This window comes from Kitasatospora brasiliensis (genome assembly GCF_032654805.1).
In the GTDB taxonomy this organism is placed as follows: domain Bacteria; phylum Actinomycetota; class Actinomycetes; order Streptomycetales; family Streptomycetaceae; genus Kitasatospora; species Kitasatospora brasiliensis.
The window spans coordinates 368360-386086 of sequence record NZ_JAUOOW010000002.1; the positions used below are offsets into that span (position 1 = coordinate 368360).

Below are 17727 nucleotides of genomic sequence, written 5' to 3' on the forward strand. Positions count from 1 at the left end.
GCCTCGCTGCAAACCGGCCCCGGCTCCGTCCGGGGCCGACGCGCACCCGGTCGGACCGGTACCGTCGGACCGTGGCTGGTAATCGATACGACAGCGGTCAGGGCGCCCACCGTCCGCACGGCGGGTGGTCGGCCCCTCCGCCGCCGCCGGGGGCGTCCGGGGGACACGGGGAAACGGACGGGCCCGAGTACTTCACCGGGACGCACCCGGGGGTGCCCGCGGGGCCGGGGCACGGTCCGGGCGGGCACGACCCGTACGCGGCGGACCGGCCCGGCAGCACCCGGGCCTTCCCGGTCGGCGACCCGTACGCGGGCGGCGGGCCGTACGGGCAGCAGCCGCCTCCGTACCAGGGGCAGCAGCACGGCCACTACGACGACGGCCACGGGCAGCAGCCGCCGTACGGCCCGGACCAGGGCTACGGCCCGGACCAGGGCTACGGCCCGGACCAGGGCTACGGCCCGGACCAGGGCTACGACCAGCAGCCGTACCAGCAGTCGTACGAGCAGCCGTACGAGCAGGACAACGTCGCCGTCTACCGGGCCGGCGGCCGGTCCGCCCCGCACGTCGCCGGGCCCCGGCCGCACTGGCGCGAGCTGTTCGTCGGCCTGTTCCGCACCCCGACCGCGATCTTCGACCGCACCCGCGACCACCAGGTCTGGCTGCCCGCCCTCACCGTCTCGCTGCTGTACGGCGCGCTCGCGGTGCTCGGCATAGGGCTGACCCACGACGACATCGTCAACTCGACCTTCACCGTGGCGCTGACCGGCATGGTCGCCGCCGCCATCGGCTTCACCGTGGCCGGCGCGCTCTTCGGCACGGTCACCTACGCGCTGGCCCGCCAGCTCGGCGGCGACGGACCGTGGAAGGCGACCATCGGCCTGGCCGCGCTGATCGGCTGGCTGACCGACGCGCCCCGGCTGCTGCTCGACCTGGTGCTGCCCTCCGGCAGCGCCGTCGTCCAGGTCTTCGGCTGGGTCACCTGGCTGCTCTGCGGGTACCTGCTGACCAGCATGGTCCGACGGCTGCACGACCTGCCCTGGGGCAAGGCCGCCGCCGCCTCGGCGGTGCAGCTGGTCGCCCTGCTGGTGCTGATCAAGCTGCCGACGCTGGGCTGATCGGCCCGAGGGGCGGAAGGCAGAATGGGGGGCGGGTCACGGCCGAGCGCCGTGCCCGCCCCACCCTCGTCGTCCACCTTCACCGGAGCGCAGGCATGTCCCTCCCCACCACCCACGTCAGCTTCCCGGCCGGGGCGGTGACCGGCGAGTCCCCGGTGCTCGCGGTGCACCCGCTGGCCGACGGCCGCTACGCCGTCGTCACCGAGGCGACCCCGTTCCACCCGCTCGACCACACCTGGCCCGACCAGCCGGCCGACCACGGCACCCTGACCGTGGACGGCACCGAGCTGGCCGTCGTCGACTGCCTGACCGGCGCCGTCGGCCCGGACGGCGGGGAGCCGCTGGTCGGCGCCGACATCCCGGTCCGGCGCGGCGACGAGGAATGGTCCTGGCTGGTCCTGCACGTCCTCGCCACCGACCCCGGTGACATCGTCGGCCGCACCGCGGCGCTCGCCGTCGACGCCGAGCGCCGGGCCGCCCTGAGCGCCTCGCACAGCGGCTGCCACCTGCTCGCCCTCGCCCTGAACGCCGCGCTCGCCCCGCGCTGGCGCAAGGACCCGGGCCGCTCGGACGCCTTCGGCAACCCGGACTTCGACAGCCTCGCCATGGCCGGCTCGGTGATGGACACCGCGGCCAGCACGGACACCTACCGGCTCGGCAAGTCGCTGAAGAAGAAGGGCTTCACGGCGGACGCCACCGAGGAGTTCCCGGCCCTCGCCGACGCCCTGCCGGCCCTCACCGAGGCCGTCAACGCCCGGCTCGCCGCCTGGGTCGCCGCCGACGCCCCGGTCCGCATCGAGGTGCCCGGCCCCGAGCTCACCGCCCGCCGCCAGTGGCACTGCGAGCTGCCCGAGGGCGGCGCGCAGATCTTCTGCGGCGGCACCCACCTGCACCACCTCGGCGAGCTGGCCGAGCTGCGCACCGAGCTGCGGCTGTCCGAGGACGGCACCGAGCTGGTCGCCGTCACCAGCCCCAAGCGGGCCTGAGGAACAGCGGGCCTGAGGACAGCGGGCCTGAGAAACGCCGCGGGCGGCCAACCCCTGCCAGGGTTGGCCGCCCGTCGTGCGTGCGCTCCGTCGTGCGTGCGGGTCCGTGGGCCCCGCGGTCAGACCTTCGTCTGGTGGAAGTTGAGGTACGAGCGGGACGGCGTCGGGCCGCGCTGGCCCTGGTAGCGCGAGCCGTAGCGCTCCGAGCCATACGGGTGCTCCGAGGGCGAGGAGAGCCGGAACAGGCACAGCTGCCCGATCTTCATGCCCGGGTACAGCTTGATCGGCAGCGTCGCCACGTTCGACAGCTCCAGGGTCACGTGACCGCTGAAGCCCGGGTCGATGAAGCCGGCCGTGGAGTGGGTGAGCAGGCCCAGCCGGCCCAGGCTCGACTTGCCCTCCAGCCGGGACGCGACGTCGTCGGGCAGCGTGATGACCTCGTACGTCGAGGCCAGCACGAACTCGCCGGGGTGCAGGATGAACGCCTCGTCCCCGTCCGGCTCGACCAGCCGGGTCAGGTCCGGCTGCTCCTCGGAGGGGTCGATGTGGGGGTACTTGTGGTTCTCGAACACGCGGAAGAAGCGGTCGAGGCGCACGTCGATACTCGACGGCTGGATCATCGCCGGGTCGAAGGGGTCGACGACGACCCGGCCCAGGTCGATTTCGGTCCGGATGTCCTTGTCAGAGAGCAGCACGCTTCGAGGTTACGTGCAAGAAAGGGCCCCGGACGAATCCGCCCGAGGCCCACCTGCTCATCCGTCCGCCGTCCGGCGTCGTCAGGCCAGGAACTCCGCGGCCTCCAGCCGCATCGCCCGCGCCAGTTGCGGCTCCGACAGCTCGCGCATGTCGGCCAGCACCGAGCTCCGCAGCCGTCCACACTGCGGACAGCGGATCAACCGCCCGGGCCCGAGTCGGCCCGGACCGAGGTTCTGCATCGGAAACGTGGTGGTGCTGAACAGGTGCCCCTCGGCACAACGAACGACGGCGCGCTGCTCCATCGATCCCCTTCCCATCCCTAACCCCGTACTCACCCGTGCTCGCGTCCCCGGCGGCCGAGCCCCGGGACAGCGTCACATTAGGGGATGTTCCGGACATTCCTCGCCATGGCTCGCCGCCCCGACCCCCACCCACCGGGGCACTCGCACGCGGCCCAAACAGTACGCCCCCGCACCCGCCCCACCCCGCTCCGCCACGTCCCCCGACCCCCTGTGCAACCACCGTCGCAGATGGGGTACAGTGACACTGGATCGAGCGGTCTCTGACGGCTCATCAGGCGGGCGTAGTTTAATGGTAGAACATGAGCTTCCCAAGCTTAGAGCGCGAGTTCGATTCTCGTCGCCCGCTCCATACCGAAAGCCGCAGGTCATATGACCTGCGGCTTTTGTGTTGTCCGGGGCGGTCAGCGGGGGAGGGCCCAGGGCGGGGTCCAGGTCGGGGTGGTGGGGGTGTCGGGGGTGGGGGTGAGGTGGGTGCGGAGGGTGGGGAGGGCGGGGTGGGGGTTGTCGCGGTGCCAGAGGAGGGAGTGGGGGTAGACGGGGGTCGGGTCGGTGATCGGGATGCGGCGCAGGCCGTGGCCGGAGGGCCAGACGAGGCGGGTCTGCTCGCTCATGAAGGTGGCCAGGGCGGGGGTGTCGGCGATGGTGTCGAGGAGGGCGTCGGAGCCGAAGTTGGGGCCGGTGGATTCGATGGTGAGGCCGAACTCGGCGGCCAGGTCGTCGTAGTAGGCGCCCCATTCGCTGCCGGGGACGATGCCGGGCATCCAGATCCGGTGGCCGACCAGTTCGGCGACGGTCACCGATGTGGCGTCCGCCAGGGCGTGGGCGGGGCCGGTGAGGAGCTGGAGGGGTTCGTCGAGCACCCGGGCGGAGTCGATGTCGGCGGGCAGCGGCCGGCCGGGCATGGCGACGGCGCGGAAGGACGCGTCGATGGTGCCGGAGCGGATGGCCGAGACGGCGGTCTCGATGTCGAGCAGCATCAGCACGTCGAGGTCGATGTCGGGATGGGCGTGGTGGAAGCCGCGCATCAGGCCGGAGACCGCGCCGCGTGAGTTGATCACGTCGACGCGCAGCGGGCGGCGGCCGGCGCGTACGGAGGCGGCCGCGCGCTCGGCGACGCGCAGCAGTTCGCGGGCGTGGGGCAGGAACGCCTGGCCGTCGATGGTGAGTTCGGCGCCGCGCGGGGTGCGGGTGAACAGCCGTACGCCGAGGGCGCGTTCCAGGGCGGCGACGCGTTTGGAGACGGCCTGCTGGGTGATCGCGAGGTCGGCGGCGGCCTTCTGGAACTGGCCGGCCTCCGCGATGGCGGCGAAGGTGCGCACTGCTTCGAGGTCCACGCCGACCCACCTTAGGGAACAACCCGTGGTTGTGCCTGGAGGGCGGGGCGGTTGTTTGACCGGCCACAGTGGCCTCCGGTTGGCTCTCACCGGTCAACTTCGGTTTGTGCGGTCGGGGGCACGCGGTGGGCAGGAGACGGCTGGGCCGGCGGTTCGGCTGGCTGTGGGCGGCGTACGCGGTGAGCGCGTACGGGTCCGGGCTGGGGTTCGGGGCGTTGCCGCTGATCGCGGTGCTGGTGCTGCGTGCCGGGCCCGCCGAGGTGTCCGCGCTGTCCGCGGTGGGGCCCGCGGTGGGCGCGCTGGTCGCGGTGCCGCTCGCGCCGTGGGTGGAGTTCCGGCGCAAGCGTCCGGTCATGGTCGCGATGGACCTGGTCCGGTTCGTGGCCATGGCGTCGATCCCGGTCGGCTACGCGCTCGGGTGCCTCGGTTTCGTCCAGTTGCTGGTGGTGTCGGTGGTGGTGGCCGCGGCCAAGATCGCGTTCGGCGCGGCCGGCGGCGCGTACCTCAAGGCGCTCGTCCGGCCGGATGACCTGCTGGTGGCCAACGCCCGCTTCGAGTCGACGAATTGGAGCTCCATCGCGGTCGGTCCACCGCTCGGCGGCGCGGCGATCGGCTTGTTCGGGCCGGTCACCACGGTGGTGGCCGACGCGCTCGGCTATCTGCTCTCCGCGCTGGGCATCGCCGCGATCGGCGGCCGGGAGGCCGCGCCGCGGCCGAGCGGCAAGGAACCCGTCCGGGCGGGCGCGGTGCTCGACGGCTGGCGGCACATCCTGGGCGATCCGGGGCTGCGGGCGCTCTACCTCAACAACATGCTCGTCGCCGGCCTGATCATGGCCACGGAACCGGTGCTCGCCGTGCTTCTGCTCCGCCAACTCCACTTCGCCCCATGGCAGTACGGGCTCGCCTTCGCCGCGCCCTGCCTCGGCGGACTCGTCGGCTCCCGGCTGGCCCGGCGGGTGGTGGACCGCTACGGGCGGGACCGGGTCTTCCGGACCGTCGGCACCCTGCGCGCCGTCTGGCTGATCGGCCTGGCCTTCGTCCGCCCCGGCGTCGTCGGCCTCGTCACCGTGATCGCCGTCGAGCTGGCGATCATCGTCAACATGAGCCTGTTCAACCCGGTGCTCGCCACCTACCGGCTCGAACGCACCCCCGAGCACCTCGTCGCCCGCACCCTGTCGGCCTGGTCGATCGGGCAGCAGGCGTCCATCGCCCTCTGTACGGCGCTCGGCGGGCTGCTCGCCGCCGCCACCGGCCCGCGCGCCACGCTCGTGGTCGCCGGGCTGCTCATCCTGGCCACCCCGGTCCTGCTGCCGCGAGGCGAGGGGACGGCCGCGCCGGGCACCCCGACGGCACGGAGGACATCCGCATGACCATCGATCCCGCGCACACGGCGCTGCTCGTCCTGGACTGCCAGCCCGCCGTCCTGGCCGCGCTGCCCGAGGAGGGCGATCGGGAGGCCCTGCTCGGCCGGGTGGCCGGCGCCGCCGCCGAGGTCCGGGCCGCGGGCGGCACCGTCGTCCAGGTGCGCGTCGGCTTCACCGAGGCCGACTGGGCCGCTGTCCCGGACGCCAACAAGTCCTTTGCCCCGCTGGCCCGGCACCGGGCCGTGCACCACGAGGACCCGGCCGCCGCCGTCCATGAGCGGCTGGCGCCGCGGGACGGTGACATCCTCGTGCGCAAGACCCGCTACGGGGGCCTGTCCACCACCGACCTGGACGCGCAGCTGCGCGAACGCGGCATCACCACGCTGGTCGTCGCCGGTCTGAGCACCGGCGGGGCCGTCCTGTCCACCGTCCTCGACGCGGCCGACCGCGACTACCGGCTGTTCGTGCTGTCCGACGGCGTCGCCGACCCGGACGAGGAGGTCCACGAGGTGCTGCTCCAGCGGGTCCTGCCGTCCCGGGCCGACGTGGTCGGCACCGCCGAGCTGCGCTCGCTGCTCGGGGGCGGCTGACCCGCCCGCCCCCGGCAGCCGAGGCGGGATCAGCGGTGGGCGGCGAGGTCCTCCAGGGCGGGGACGAGGGCGGCCGGCGCGGGCAGGGCGGCGTTGTCGGCCTGGAGGCGGTGGGCGGCGTCGCGCAGTGCGGTGTCGGTGATGAGGCGGGTGAGCAGCGGGGTGTCGACGGCGTCGGAGGTGGAGGTGAGGGCGGCGCCGGTGGCGGTGACGGCCGCGGCGTTGATGAAGTGGTCCGCGCCCTGCGGGAGCACCAGCTGGGGCAGGCCGGCCTGGAGGGCGGTCTGCATGGTGCCCGCGCCGCCGTGGTGGATCAACGTGTCGGCCCGGCTGAGCAGTTCGTTGAGCGGGACCCAGGGCAGGCCGCGGACGTTGGCGGGCAGGGTGCCGAGTTGGGCGAGGTCGGTGCCGCCGACCGCGAGCAGGAAGTCGGCGTCCACCTCGGCCGCCGCCTCGACCAGCCGGACCACCGACCGGAGGCCGTCGAGCTCGGCGAGCACGGTGCCCAGGCTGACGACCGCCCGCGGGCGCTCCGGCCGGCGAAGGTACTCGGCGGGGACGACGCCGCCGCCGTTGTACGGGACGTAGCGCATCGGCAGGCCGTCCGGGTCGCCGCCGAGCGGGCCGAGGTTGAGCACCGCGGCGATCTCCGGGACGGCCAGGCCGTACTCCTCGTACAGGTCGGGCACGTGGGAGGCCAGCAAGTCGGCCATCGGACGGCCGGGGGTGACACCGAAGTTGTGCACCACCGACGGGATCTTGAGGCGGCCGGCGACCAGCGGGGCGGCGGCGGCGAAGGAGTCGTGGACGAGCAGGTCGGCGCCCCAGTCGGTGGCGGTCGCGAGCAGGCCGGCCAGGTCGGGGCGGGAGGCGTAGGCGAAGGCCCCCGCCGCCATGTCGAAGATCTCCTCCTGGGTCTTGTCCTGGTTGACGTACTCGACCGCGCCGCCGAGGTGCTCCTCGAAGAGCTCCCGCGCGGTCCGGCCGTTGCCGATCTCGACGACCGGGATGCCCGCGGAGCGGACGTAGTCGAGCGGCTGTCCGGTGGCGAACAGCACCTCGTGGCCGGCGGCGCGCAGCGCCTGGGCGGTGGGCACCATCGGGAAGATGTGGCCGGCCGCGGCGGGGCCGGTGAAGAGTATGCGCATGGTGGTCTCCTTGCGAATGCTGCTGACAAGGCAGTCTCACCTTTGAAGTTGACGTTCAGTCAATGCAATAGAGATCACCATGCGTGGTAATCGGACTTTCTGGAGTGAACCTTGCGGGACAAGCGCGGACGTGCTCTCGCGCGCCCGACCGCACGCCGGGCCGCCCGCCCGTCCGAACACCGGTCGCGACCATCGAGGCGGCGGAAAGTGTGGGAACGGTGAGGGAAGGAACGGGCAGCGGAACTGCCCGTACCCGCCCGCCGTCCAAGCAGTGACGGAATTGCCTGCCCGGCCTGAACACCGGGAGGAACGCGGAGGGCCCTGTGCAGTCAGGTGGTGCCGAACTGAACGTCGGACGTCCGGGTGGCGGACCCGGGGGCGTGCCGGCCGTGCCGCTCCGGCGGCCGGGGTCGGGGTTCGGCTCGGAACCGGCGGTCGATCAACTCGACGCCGCCGCACGCTGCGAGACGCTGCTCCAGGAGACCCTGGACGCCGTCCGCCCGATGCCGGTCTGGCAGGGGGCTCCGGCGCGGGCGGGGGCGCGACTGCCGCTGCCGGGGCGGGAGTCGGAGCTGCTCTGGTACGTCACCCGGGGCCGGGACATCCTCACCGTCGTCTCGCTGCCCCGGCGGGCGGTGCTGGTGGGCGTGGTGGAGCGGCACTGGCGCCGGCGCGGCTGGACGATCACCTCGCTGGACGCCGACCGGAGCCGCCCCGGCGTCGCCGCGACCACCCCGGACGGCTACCGGCTGGCGCTGCGCTTCGGCGAGTCGGGCGAGGCCGGGCTGACCGCGAGCTCGCCGGGAGTGGCCCGCTCGGAGCGGGGCCCGGTGCTGTCCGGGAGTGCCGACCACTGCGTGCCGCCGCTGCCGTACGTGAGCTGCCCGTACTGGAGCGCCCTGGTCTGACCCGGGCCGGTTCGGCACCCGCCGGTTCGGCTCGCGCCGGTTCGGCTCGCGCTGGTTCGGCCCCCGCCGGTTCGGCCCGCGCTGGTCCGACCTGCGGGGATGGGAAGAGGAGGCGTGGAGCGAGTCCCCCCGGACACGCTCCACGCCTCCTCGTCGAGCGGCTTCGGTGTTGCCGCTCCCCCCGACACCCCGGCACGCCCACCGTTCCCCCCTGGCTACACCCTCCGGCGAGAGCGGTCCGCACAGGCCCCGGCGAGCCCCCCACCCCGGGGACGTCGTTGATCAACGGTAACAAACCGCGTGGTTGGTTTGTCAATAGTGGAATCCACGAAAAATCCACAATGTGCCGAGCCCTCCGGGGCGCCCGGAAGGGCCTCCGACCAGGGAGTTGTGTCCCTGTCAGGGTGGCTGTTCGCCTCGACGCCGAGGATGGGTCCGAGTCGGGCGCCGGCGCGGAATCCGACATTCCGAGCATCATGGCAGTACACAGCGACACCGGGCGAGCGCCCAGCGCAGCCGCGGCGGATCAGCGCAGCAGCCGGCGTTCCTTCGCCACCGCCACCGCGCCCGCCCGGGTGTCCACGCCCAACTTGTCGTAGATCCGGCCGAGATGGGTCTTCACCGTGGCCTCGCTGATGAACAGCGCCCGGGCGATCTCCCGGTTGCCCAGCCCCTGCGCCAGCTGTCCGAGGATGTCCTGCTCGCGTTCGGTGAGCTGCCGCGCGGGTGCCCGCATCCGCGCCATCACCTTGGAGGCGACCGGCGGCGACAGCACCGTCCGGCCCCGCGCGGCCGCGTGCACGGCGGCGAACAGCTCCTCCGGCCGCTCGGCCTTCAGCAGGTAGCCGGTGGCGCCGGCGGCGATGGCCCGGGTGATGTCGGCGTCGGTGTCGTAGGTGGTGAGCACCAGGACGTGCGGCCCGCCCGGGACGGCGGTGATCCGCCGGGTGGCCTCCACCCCGTCGATGCCGTCGCCGAGCTGGAGGTCCATCAGCACGACCTGCGGCGCCAGCCGGGCGGCCAGGGCGACGGCCTCCTCCCCGGTGCTCGCCTCGCCGACCACCTCGATGTCGCCCGAGCTCGCCAGCAGCGCCAGCAGCCCGGCCCGCACCACGGCGTGGTCGTCGCAGACCAGCAGCCGTACGGGAGTCGTGTCCATCAGTGCTCCAGGCTCATCGGTGTTCCATCGGGATCGCGGCGGAGACGACGGTGCCCTCGCCGGGGCTGCTCTCCACGGTCAGACTGCCACCGAGCTGCCGCAGCCGGGCACGCATCGCCGGCAGGCCGTACCCGCGCCCGGCCCCGCCCTGGACGCCGCCGCCTCCGGGACCGGCCGGGTCGGGAGCGAAGCCCCGCCCGTCGTCGGCGATGTCCAGTACGGCCTGGTCGCCGAGGAAGGAGAGCGTGATCGCGGCGGCCGAGGCCCCGGCGTGCTCGCGGACGTTGGCCAGCGCGCCCTGGGCGATCCGCAGCAGCGCCGACTGCGCGGCGGTCGGCAGCGGTACGGGCGCGCCGTCCAGGTGGAAGCGGACCGGCAGCCCGCTCTCGGCGGACTCCCGCTCGGCCAGCGCCCGGAGCGCCCGGTCCAGCGTCCGGCCGTCGGAGAGCTCGGCCGGCGCGAGGTCGTGGACGAAGCGGCGGGCTTCGGCCAGGTTCCGGGCGGCCACCTCGGCGGCGGTGCGGACATGGGCACGGGCGGTCGCCGGGTGGGTGTCCCAGGTGCGCTCGGCGGCCTGGAGCAGCATCTGCTGGCTGGACAGGCCCTGCGCCAGGGTGTCGTGGATCTCCATCGCCAGCCGTCCGCGCTCGGCCAGGGTGCCCTCCCGCCGTTCGGTGGCGGCGAGTTCGCGCCGGGTGCGGACCAGGTCGGCGATCAGCGCGCGCTGCCGGGCGGCCTGCCGGGCCATGAAGAGGAAGACCCCGGTGGCGAGCCCGGCCACCGCGGGCGGCAGCAGGACGAGCGTGGCGTCGGCGCCGCCGGGCAGCCGGACCTCGGCGATCACCACCAGCAGGGTCAGCGCGCCGACCAGCGGGATCGCGGCCTTCGCCGGCAGCGCCCGCAGCGCGGTGTAGATCAGCGGGACGGCGCACCAGGCGAAGCTCGGCGCGAGCAGCACCAGCACCACCCAGAGCAGCACCACCAGGGCCGACGGCCACCGGCGGGGCCGGCCCGGGGCGGGCGGGCGGTGGTGGTCGAGCCAGGAGCCGGCCGGCTGGGCGACCGCGAGGGCGGCGCTCAGCCCGATCACCCAGGGCGCCTGCGCGCTGCCGGAGTGGTGGCCGAGGTAGCGGCTGAGCGAGGCGGCGAGCAGCAGCAGGAAGGCCGAGTCCAGCAGGACCGCCAGCCGGCCCGCGTCCGGGTCGTCGGCGCCGTCGTGGTCGGTGGAACCGTGGTCGGTGGCACCGCCGGGCACGCCGTGGTGCCCGGCGGTCGGGCGGGGCTGCTGCACGGGTGGGCTCCTGGCTGGGCGGGTGGCGCGGGCGCGGTCGGCGCCGGCCCGTACCGGTCCTGCCGACCCGCACTGACCTGCGTCGATCCCTCGATGGTGACCCGTTCGGGCCGGGTCCGCATCAGCCGATCGGTTGACGCGGCCGTCCACCATCCCGCCCGGCCGTTCGCGCCGGTCCGTCGATGTGGCGGGCCCGTCCCCGGCCGGAGGATCGAAGCACGCCGCCGGGCGATCCCCCGCAAGGCCCGGCGGCCCCCCAACCAGGCGGCCCCCGAACCCGCCGCACCCCCGCCGCACCACACCACCCCGCAGACCCGCTTGAGGAGCTGGACCACCATGAAGAAGACCTCCGTGCGCACCCGGGTGCTGACCGGCACCGTCGCCGCCGCCGCGCTCGCCGCCGCGACCGTGGGCGCCGTCTCGGCCAGCGCCGAGTCCTCCGAGACCCCGGCCGGCCCGGCCGCCGCGAAGGCCGACACCCAGAACAAGAACCTCGCCCAGAGCAGCGGCCTGACCATCGAGGCCGCCACCCGCGCCGCCCAGGCCTCCCTGGACGCGGCGACCAAGGCCGGTCAGCACGTCTCGGTCGCCGTCGTCGACCGTGACGGCGTCACCCGGGTGCTGCTGAAGGGCGACGGTGCCGGCCCGCAGGCTCCGGTGTCGGCCGAGCGCAAGGCCTTCACCGCGGTGTCCTGGAACGCCCCGACCTCGGAGCTGGCCAAGCGGCTGGCCCAGACCCCGAACCTGAAGGACATCCCGGGCACCCTGTTCCTGGCCGGCGGTGCCCCGATCCAGTCGAAGGGCGCTCCGATCGCGGCCGTCGGCGTCGCGGGCGCGCCCAGCGGCGACCTGGACGAGCAGTTCGCGCAGGCCGGCGTCGCCGAACTCGCCAAGTGACGTCCCCCTGGACACCGCCCGGCCGGCCCGCTCCGTGCAAGGAGCCGGGCCGGCCGGGTCTTTGCCTCGTTCGGGTGAACGCCGGGAGGGTCGCCGCAGAACACGGGATGACCCTTCGAAAAGCCGGTGCCGCTGTCAGTGGCGCGTGGCAGGCTTCCCGGTATGACGGCGTGGACCCTCAACGACATCGAACGTGCGATCCGCTCCTCCTGGGGTGTCGACACCTGTGCGCCCGAGGACCTGGCCCACTGGCGTCCCGACAATCCCGCCCGCGGCCAGTGCGGGGTGACGGCGATGGTGGTGAACGACCTGCTCGGCGGCGAGCTCATGATGGGCGAGGTGTACGTCGACGGCGTGCGGACGGACCTCCACTGGTGGAACCGTTTCGTCACCGGCTTCGAGATCGACCTCACCCGTGAGCAGTTCGGGCCGGACGAGCTGGTCGGCCCCGGCCGCCCGGTCGCCCGCCCGACCCGCCCCGGCCGGCTCCAGGCCCAGTACGAGCTGCTGCGCGGCCGGGTGGTCGCCGAGCTGGAGCGCGGCGCGGCCGCCGACCGCACCCGGGTGCCGTCCCACGTCACCCGGGCTCGGGCCTGCGCGTGAGCCACCACGCGGGTCCGTAGCGGCCGCCGTTCCGCCGCCGCCTCCTGACGTACAGTGCGATCGCGTACGAGCAGGAGCAGCGGCGGTGTCGGCGAGCGAGGGAGTGCACGGATGACCGGGCAGACGATCGGTTTCGTGGGGCTGGGGTCGATGGGGCGCGGCATGGCCGGCAGCCTGCTGAGGGCCGGCCACACCGTACGGGTCTGGAACCGCTCGCCCGAGCCGGTGGCCGCCCTGGTGGCCGAGGGCGCGGAGGCGGCCGGCTCGCTCGCCGAGGTGTTCGCGGCCGACACCGTGGTCTCCATGCTGGCCAACGACACGGCGGTCGAACAGCTGCTGCTGGACCGGGCCCTGCTGGCCGGGGCCAAGGCGAGCCTGCACGTCAACATGGCCACCGTCTCGCTCGCCCTCGCCGAGCGGGCCGAGGCGGTCCACGCCGAGCACGGCATCGGCTACGTCGCCGCGCCCGTCCTCGGCCGGCCGCCGGTCGCGGCGGCGGGGCGGCTGAACATCCTGGTCGCGGGCGCGCCCGAGCTGCTGGAGCGGGCCGAGCCGCTGTTCGCCGCGATGGGCGAGCGCACCTGGCACTTCGGCGAGAACCCCCGGCAGGCCAACACGGCCAAGATCAGCGCCAACTTCCTGATCGCCTGCGCGATCGAGTCGATGGCCGAGGCGTGCAGCCTGGCCGACGCCCACGGCGTCCGGCCGACCGACCTGGTCGAGATGCTCACCGGAACGCTCTTCCCCGGGCCGATCCACTCCGGTTACGGCGCGATGGTGGCCGAACGCCGTTACGAGCCGGCCGGGTTCCGGCTGCCGCTGGGGCTCAAGGACGTCGGACTCGCGCTGGAGGCGGGGGCCGCGCGCAACGTTCCGCTGCCGTTCGGCAGCATCCTGCGGGACGCCTTCCTGGACGCGCTGGCCCACGGCGACGGGGACAAGGACTGGGCCGCGGTCGCCGCCGTCGCCCGCCGCCGCGCCGGGCTGCCGGACTGACCGCCGACGCCGACCTCCGGTGCGGGCAAGGGTAGTTGCCGTGCGTACGGAAGGGACGGCAGCGGGCCGGAACGGCAGTGGAATAGGACGACGTTCGACGGTTGCTCACTCCTGCGTCCGCACCGCCCGTACGACGGAGGAGTTCTGATGGCCGATCAGCCGTCCGGCGCCGCTGCGCCGCGCCGCTTCCTGTTCCTCGACGCCAGTGCGCGCCCCGACGGCAACTCGGCCCGCCTCGCCCGGCTGGCCGCCGAGTCGAGCCTGCCGGCCGGCGCCGAGCAGCGCTGGCTGCGGCTGGACGACCACCCGCTGCCGCCCTTCCGGGACCTGCGGCACACCGGTGACGGCAGCTACCCCGAGCCGGCCGGCCATGAGCTGGCCCTGCTGGAGGCCACCCTGGCGGCCACCGACCTGGTCTTCGTCGCGCCGGTGTACTGGTACTCGCTGCCGACCAGCGCCAAGCTCTACCTCGATTACTGGTCGGCCTGGCTCCGCGCGGCCGGGGTGGACTTCCGCGACAGGATGCGCGGCGGCACCATCTGGGGCGTCACCGTCCTGGCCGGCGAGGAGCACCTGGCCGAGCCGCTGATCGGCTCGCTGCGGCTGACCGCCGACTACATGGGGATGCGCTGGGGCGGGGCGCTGCTCGGCAACGGCACCCGCCCGGGGGACGTGCTGCGCGACGAGCGGGCGCGGATCGCGGCCAAGTCCTTCTTCGCGGGTTGACGCCTGCGGCACCGTCCTGCGGACGTGTGCCCGTCACCCGTTGCGCGCCCTCGTCGGCGGCGCCTCCGGATCGATGCAAAAGCCTTACGGATAGCCAGAGTTGGACGATTCGGGCATCCTTTCCCCCGGTGCGGAACGCGGCGTGCCACCCGCCTTCCGGGCCGGTCGGATCGTTCGGTACTCTCCGTCGGACTTTCAGCTTCGCGGGGGGTTTCGCGGCGTTCACGGCGGCCCCCTCGCGCCCGGGCCTCGCCCGGACACTTCCGTGAGGTCTCCTTGTCCATACGTCGCAGTCTTGCCCTTGCCGGAGCCGCCGCGCTCGCGTCCTCGCTCGTGCTGGCCGGCGCCCAGGGCGCCATGGCCGTCGGCGCCACCGGCACCCCGTCCGCCGTCGCCACCCAGGCCGACAAGGCATCGCACGCGAGCCTCGACCTCTCGCTGGACGGCGTTCCCGGCACCTTCATCGCCGGCGGTGACGCCCGCGAGTTCACGTTCGAGATCGAGAACAAGACCAAGCACGACTTCGTCTTCATCCCGCTGCTCAAGTTCAAGAACAAGGCGGGCTCGCTCCAGGCGAAGGACCTCAAGGTCCAGTACAAGCTGCCCAAGGGCGAGTGGCGCACCGCCGTGGTCGCCCCCGACAAGAGCGGGAAGAAGGACGACTCCGTCCTGATGATGCTCGGCACCCTCGACGCGGCCGGCAACCCGGTCGACGACGACCTGCTCGGGGTGAACCGCGGCAAGCACGTCCCGATCAAGGTCCGCGCCTCCTTCGGCGACGACGCCCCGCTCGGCCGGGCCGGCGTCGTGCCGGTCGTCTTCGCCGCCCAGCTCGACGACACCAGCCACCAGCCGGTCGACAACGGCCACCTCAGCTGCGACGGCGGCGTGGGCTTCGTCATCAAGGCGCCGGGCGGCGGCAAGCCGACCCCGACGCACACCGGCAAGCCCAGCCCCACGGGCAAGCCCAGCCCGACCGTCAGCAGCTCCCCGTCGGCCACCGCGACCACCACGCCGACCGAGAAGCCGACCACCACGCCGACCGAGAAGCCGACCGAGACGCCCACCGGCAAGCCGACCGAGACGCCCACCCAGCAGCCGACCACCCCGGCCACCGGTACGCCCTCCGGCTCCGCCACCTCCCCGGCCCCGGCCGAGAGCAGCGGCGACGCCTCGGGCCCGATCGACTTCCCGGTGGAGCCCCCGGTCGTCACCCCGCCGCCGCTGACCCCGGGCGGCGTCGACAAGGCCAAGGGCGCCGCGGACGACGACGACAAGGCCCTGGCCCAGACCGGTGGCGGTGACCACACCACCGCCATCGCGGCCACCGGTGGCGCCGTCCTGGTGGCCGGCATCGGCACCCTCGTGGTGCTGCGCCGCCGCAAGGGCGCCCAGCAGGGCTGACCCGGGCAGCCGCCCCCGAAGCACTGACCGTGCCGCCCGCACCGTCCACCGGACGGTTGTGCGGGCGGCACGGCCGGTTCTCATCCGTCACATAGGATGTCCGGCCGGAGGGGGGCGGAACGGCGGGGAGAGGACAGGTGCGGGAAGCACGCACGGCACGGGCCACCACCGATTACGAGGCGACGACCGGGCGGATCGCGGGACTGCCGCTCCGGAGGCACCACGTCCTGCTGACGGCCTGGACGGTGCTCTGGTTCTTCCTGGTCGAGCCCAGCGGCGGCTTCTCCTGGCACTACCTGCGTCAGGGCGAACAGCTGCTCTTCAGCGACCAGCCCGACGGCGGCCTGTCGCTCTACGCCCACCATCCGGAGCTCCAGATCGGCCCGGTCAGCCTGGCCGCGGCCCGGCTCACCGCCCCGTTCACCCCGCACACCGGCCAGGTGATCGCCGAGGCCGTGAGCGCCGGGCTGGGCCTGGTGATGCTGGTCGTGATCGGCCGCACCGCCGCCCTGTACTACCTCGGCACCGGGATCAACCACCGCCGGCTCCAGCAGCGGCTGCTGATCGCCGGGCTGGCGTTCATCCCGATGTGGGTCGAGGTCTCGGTCCGCTTCGCGCACCTGGACGACGTCCTCGCGCTGTTCTTCACCACCCTCGCCGCGCACGCCCTGGCCCGCGGCAAGCCCGTCCAGGTCGCGCTCTTCCTGGCGCTGGCGGTCGATTCCAAGCCCTGGGCGATAGCCTTCGCGCCGCTGATGCTGGCGCTGCCCCGGCCCGCCTGGCTGCGCACCGCGCTCTGGTTCTGCGCCCTGGTGGCGATCGCCTGGCTGCCGTTCTACCTGGGCAACCTGGACACCATGGCGGCCGCCAAGTTCACCATCCCGAACCAGCCGGCCTCCGCGCTGCGCTGGTTCGGGGTCACCGACCCGGCCACCCCCTGGTGGGACCGCCCGACCCAGTTCGCGCTCGGCATCGGGCTCGGCTGCGTCGCCGTCTGGCGCGGCCGCTGGCCGGCCGTGGTGCTGCTCGGCGCGGACGCCCGCATCCTGCTCGATCCGAGCGTCTACACGTACTACACGGCCTCGATCCTGCTCGGCACCCTGCTCTGGGACGCGGTCGGGCAGAAGCGGCTGGTCCCGTGGTGGAGCTGGATCGCGCTGGCCGCGCTGTACGGCGGCACGCTGCTCCTCCCGTCCGACGCGGCCCGCGGCTTCGTCCGGCTGGCCTTCGTGGTGGTCTCCGCCGCGTACGTGCTGTTCTGGCCCACCCAGCGGTCCCGCCGCAAGCGGCGGTCCGGACCGTCGGGCGACGGCGGCGCCGACCCTGGCACGTACCGGGTCCCGGAGCCGGCCCACACCGCCTGACCCCCGTACGGCTTGACCCTCACGCGACGTGAGAGCCGAGGGTGGTGGTCAGCACCAGGGAGGAACCCCGATGGCCAGTGAGGACTACTCGGTCGGCACCGTGGCGAAGATCGCCAGGGTGACCGTCCGGACCCTGCACCACTACGACGAGATCGGCCTGCTGTCCCCGGCCGGCCGGACCAGCTCCGGCTACCGCCGGTACGTGGACGCCGACCTCGACCGGTTGCAGCAGATCCTCTTCTACCGAGAACTCGGCTTCCCCCTGGAGGAGATCGCGGCGATCCTGGACGACCACTCGGTCAGCCCGAGCGAACACCTCCGGCGGCAGCACCGGCTGCTCACCGACCGGATCAGGCACCTCCAGGAACTCGCCACCGCCGTCGAACACGCCATGGAGGCACGGAGAATGGGCATTCAGCTGACCCCGGAGGAGAAGTTCGAGATCTTCGGCGAGGGCTACCAGGAGGGCTGGGAGCAGGAGGCCGAGCAGCGCTGGGGCGACACCGAGGCCTGGGCCGAGTCGCAGCGCCGCACCGGCGGCTACTCCAAGGCCGACTGGCAGCGGATCCAGGCCGAGATGACGGAGCTCAACACCCGCCTGGCCGCGGCGCTCACCGCCGGTGAGCCCGCCGACGGCACGGTGGCCACCGACCTCGCCGAGGAGCACCGGCAGCACATCTGCCGGAACTTCTACGACTGCACCTTCACCATCCACCGCGGTCTGGGCGGACTGTACGTCTCCGACCCGCGCTGGACCGACACCTACGAGAAGATCGCGCCGGGCCTGGCGCGGTGGCTGCACGACGCGATCCTCGCCAACGCGGACCGGCGCGAGCAGGCGTAG

General features: G+C 73.7%; 18 protein-coding genes and 1 tRNA gene. 13 read left to right on the forward strand and 6 right to left on the reverse strand.

The genetic code is table 11. The annotated features are described in order from the left end of the window. Positions 1 to 212 precede the first annotated feature (212 nt). Positions 213 to 1115 carry a Yip1 family protein gene (locus tag QWJ13_RS09525; RefSeq protein ID WP_316522446.1) on the forward strand — a complete coding sequence of 301 codons (903 nt, stop codon included), beginning with the start codon at positions 213 to 215 and terminating at the stop codon, positions 1113 to 1115. Positions 1116 to 1210: 95 nt separating this feature from the next. After that, positions 1211 to 2101, forward strand: coding sequence for an alanyl-tRNA editing protein (locus QWJ13_RS09530; RefSeq protein ID WP_316522448.1), 891 nt, complete (start codon positions 1211 to 1213; stop codon positions 2099 to 2101). Between the two features lie 119 nt (positions 2102 to 2220). Here the strand turns inward: QWJ13_RS09530 and dcd are convergent, their stop codons facing one another. Together dcd and QWJ13_RS09540 are read right to left on the reverse strand one after the other, a co-directional pair. Then, the gene (gene dcd / locus QWJ13_RS09535; protein ID WP_316522451.1) at positions 2221 to 2796 is read right to left on the reverse strand and encodes a dCTP deaminase; all 576 of its coding nucleotides are present in this window, start codon (positions 2794 to 2796) and stop codon (positions 2221 to 2223) included. Between the two features lie 81 nt (positions 2797 to 2877). Next, positions 2878 to 3099, reverse strand: a complete 222-nt coding sequence (locus QWJ13_RS09540) for a hypothetical protein (protein WP_316522453.1) — start codon at positions 3097 to 3099, stop codon at positions 2878 to 2880. 275 nt (positions 3100 to 3374) lie between these two features. On the opposite strand from QWJ13_RS09540, the gene QWJ13_RS09545 reads away from it, so the two are divergent. Continuing rightward, positions 3375 to 3448, forward strand: a tRNA-Gly gene (locus QWJ13_RS09545). A 52-nt stretch (positions 3449 to 3500) separates the two neighbouring features. On the opposite strand, the gene QWJ13_RS09550 is transcribed toward QWJ13_RS09545, so the two are convergent. Then, complete coding sequence (locus QWJ13_RS09550) at positions 3501 to 4433, reverse strand: LysR family transcriptional regulator (protein WP_316522455.1); 933 nt, start codon at positions 4431 to 4433, stop codon at positions 3501 to 3503. 125 nt (positions 4434 to 4558) lie between these two features. Between QWJ13_RS09550 and QWJ13_RS09555 the strand changes: the two genes are divergently transcribed. Both QWJ13_RS09555 and QWJ13_RS09560 read left to right on the forward strand, forming a co-directional pair. Continuing rightward, positions 4559 to 5803, forward strand: a complete 1245-nt coding sequence (locus QWJ13_RS09555; protein ID WP_316522457.1) for an MFS transporter — start codon at positions 4559 to 4561, stop codon at positions 5801 to 5803. Further along, the gene (locus QWJ13_RS09560; protein WP_316522458.1) at positions 5800 to 6387 is read left to right on the forward strand and encodes a cysteine hydrolase family protein; all 588 of its coding nucleotides are present in this window, start codon (positions 5800 to 5802) and stop codon (positions 6385 to 6387) included. The genes QWJ13_RS09555 and QWJ13_RS09560 overlap by 4 nt, the downstream gene beginning before the upstream one ends. 29 nt (positions 6388 to 6416) lie before the next feature. Here QWJ13_RS09560 and QWJ13_RS09565 read toward each other — a convergent pair whose 3' ends face one another. After that, positions 6417 to 7535 carry a glycosyltransferase gene (locus QWJ13_RS09565; protein WP_316522461.1) on the reverse strand — a complete coding sequence of 373 codons (1119 nt, stop codon included), beginning with the start codon at positions 7533 to 7535 and terminating at the stop codon, positions 6417 to 6419. Between the two features lie 380 nt (positions 7536 to 7915). On the opposite strand from QWJ13_RS09565, the gene QWJ13_RS09570 reads away from it, so the two are divergent. After that, positions 7916 to 8443, forward strand: a complete 528-nt coding sequence (locus QWJ13_RS09570) for a hypothetical protein (protein WP_316522462.1) — start codon at positions 7916 to 7918, stop codon at positions 8441 to 8443. 526 nt (positions 8444 to 8969) lie between these two features. On the opposite strand, the gene QWJ13_RS09575 is transcribed toward QWJ13_RS09570, so the two are convergent. After that, positions 8970 to 9602 carry a response regulator gene (locus QWJ13_RS09575; RefSeq protein WP_316522463.1) on the reverse strand — a complete coding sequence of 211 codons (633 nt, stop codon included), beginning with the start codon at positions 9600 to 9602 and terminating at the stop codon, positions 8970 to 8972. A 13-nt stretch (positions 9603 to 9615) separates the two neighbouring features. After that, entirely contained in the window at positions 9616 to 10893 is a 1278-nt protein-coding gene (locus QWJ13_RS09580) for a sensor histidine kinase (protein ID WP_432277472.1), read from the reverse strand. A gap of 336 nt (positions 10894 to 11229) precedes the next feature. Between QWJ13_RS09580 and QWJ13_RS09585 the strand changes: the two genes are divergently transcribed. From QWJ13_RS09585 to QWJ13_RS09615, 7 genes are all read left to right on the forward strand, one after another. Further along, positions 11230 to 11790 (forward strand): GlcG/HbpS family heme-binding protein, encoded by a 561-nt coding sequence (locus QWJ13_RS09585; RefSeq protein WP_316522467.1) that lies wholly within the window; start codon positions 11230 to 11232, stop codon positions 11788 to 11790. A 162-nt stretch (positions 11791 to 11952) separates the two neighbouring features. After that, entirely contained in the window at positions 11953 to 12393 is a 441-nt protein-coding gene (locus QWJ13_RS09590) for a YunG family protein (protein WP_316522470.1), read from the forward strand. Positions 12394 to 12504: 111 nt separating this feature from the next. Continuing rightward, positions 12505 to 13389, forward strand: a complete 885-nt coding sequence (locus QWJ13_RS09595) for an NAD(P)-dependent oxidoreductase (RefSeq protein ID WP_316522472.1) — start codon at positions 12505 to 12507, stop codon at positions 13387 to 13389. Positions 13390 to 13536: 147 nt separating this feature from the next. Next, positions 13537 to 14115 carry a flavodoxin family protein gene (locus tag QWJ13_RS09600; RefSeq protein WP_316522474.1) on the forward strand — a complete coding sequence of 193 codons (579 nt, stop codon included), beginning with the start codon at positions 13537 to 13539 and terminating at the stop codon, positions 14113 to 14115. Between the two features lie 276 nt (positions 14116 to 14391). Continuing rightward, positions 14392 to 15519 carry an LPXTG cell wall anchor domain-containing protein gene (locus QWJ13_RS09605; protein ID WP_316522477.1) on the forward strand — a complete coding sequence of 376 codons (1128 nt, stop codon included), beginning with the start codon at positions 14392 to 14394 and terminating at the stop codon, positions 15517 to 15519. A 137-nt stretch (positions 15520 to 15656) separates the two neighbouring features. Next, positions 15657 to 16883: a hypothetical protein gene (locus QWJ13_RS09610; protein WP_316522480.1), complete on the forward strand. Its 1227-nt coding sequence runs from the start codon at positions 15657 to 15659 to the stop codon at positions 16881 to 16883. Between the two features lie 70 nt (positions 16884 to 16953). Beyond that, a complete protein-coding gene (locus QWJ13_RS09615) occupies positions 16954 to 17727 on the forward strand; it encodes a MerR family transcriptional regulator (protein WP_316522482.1) in 774 nt (257 codons plus the stop codon).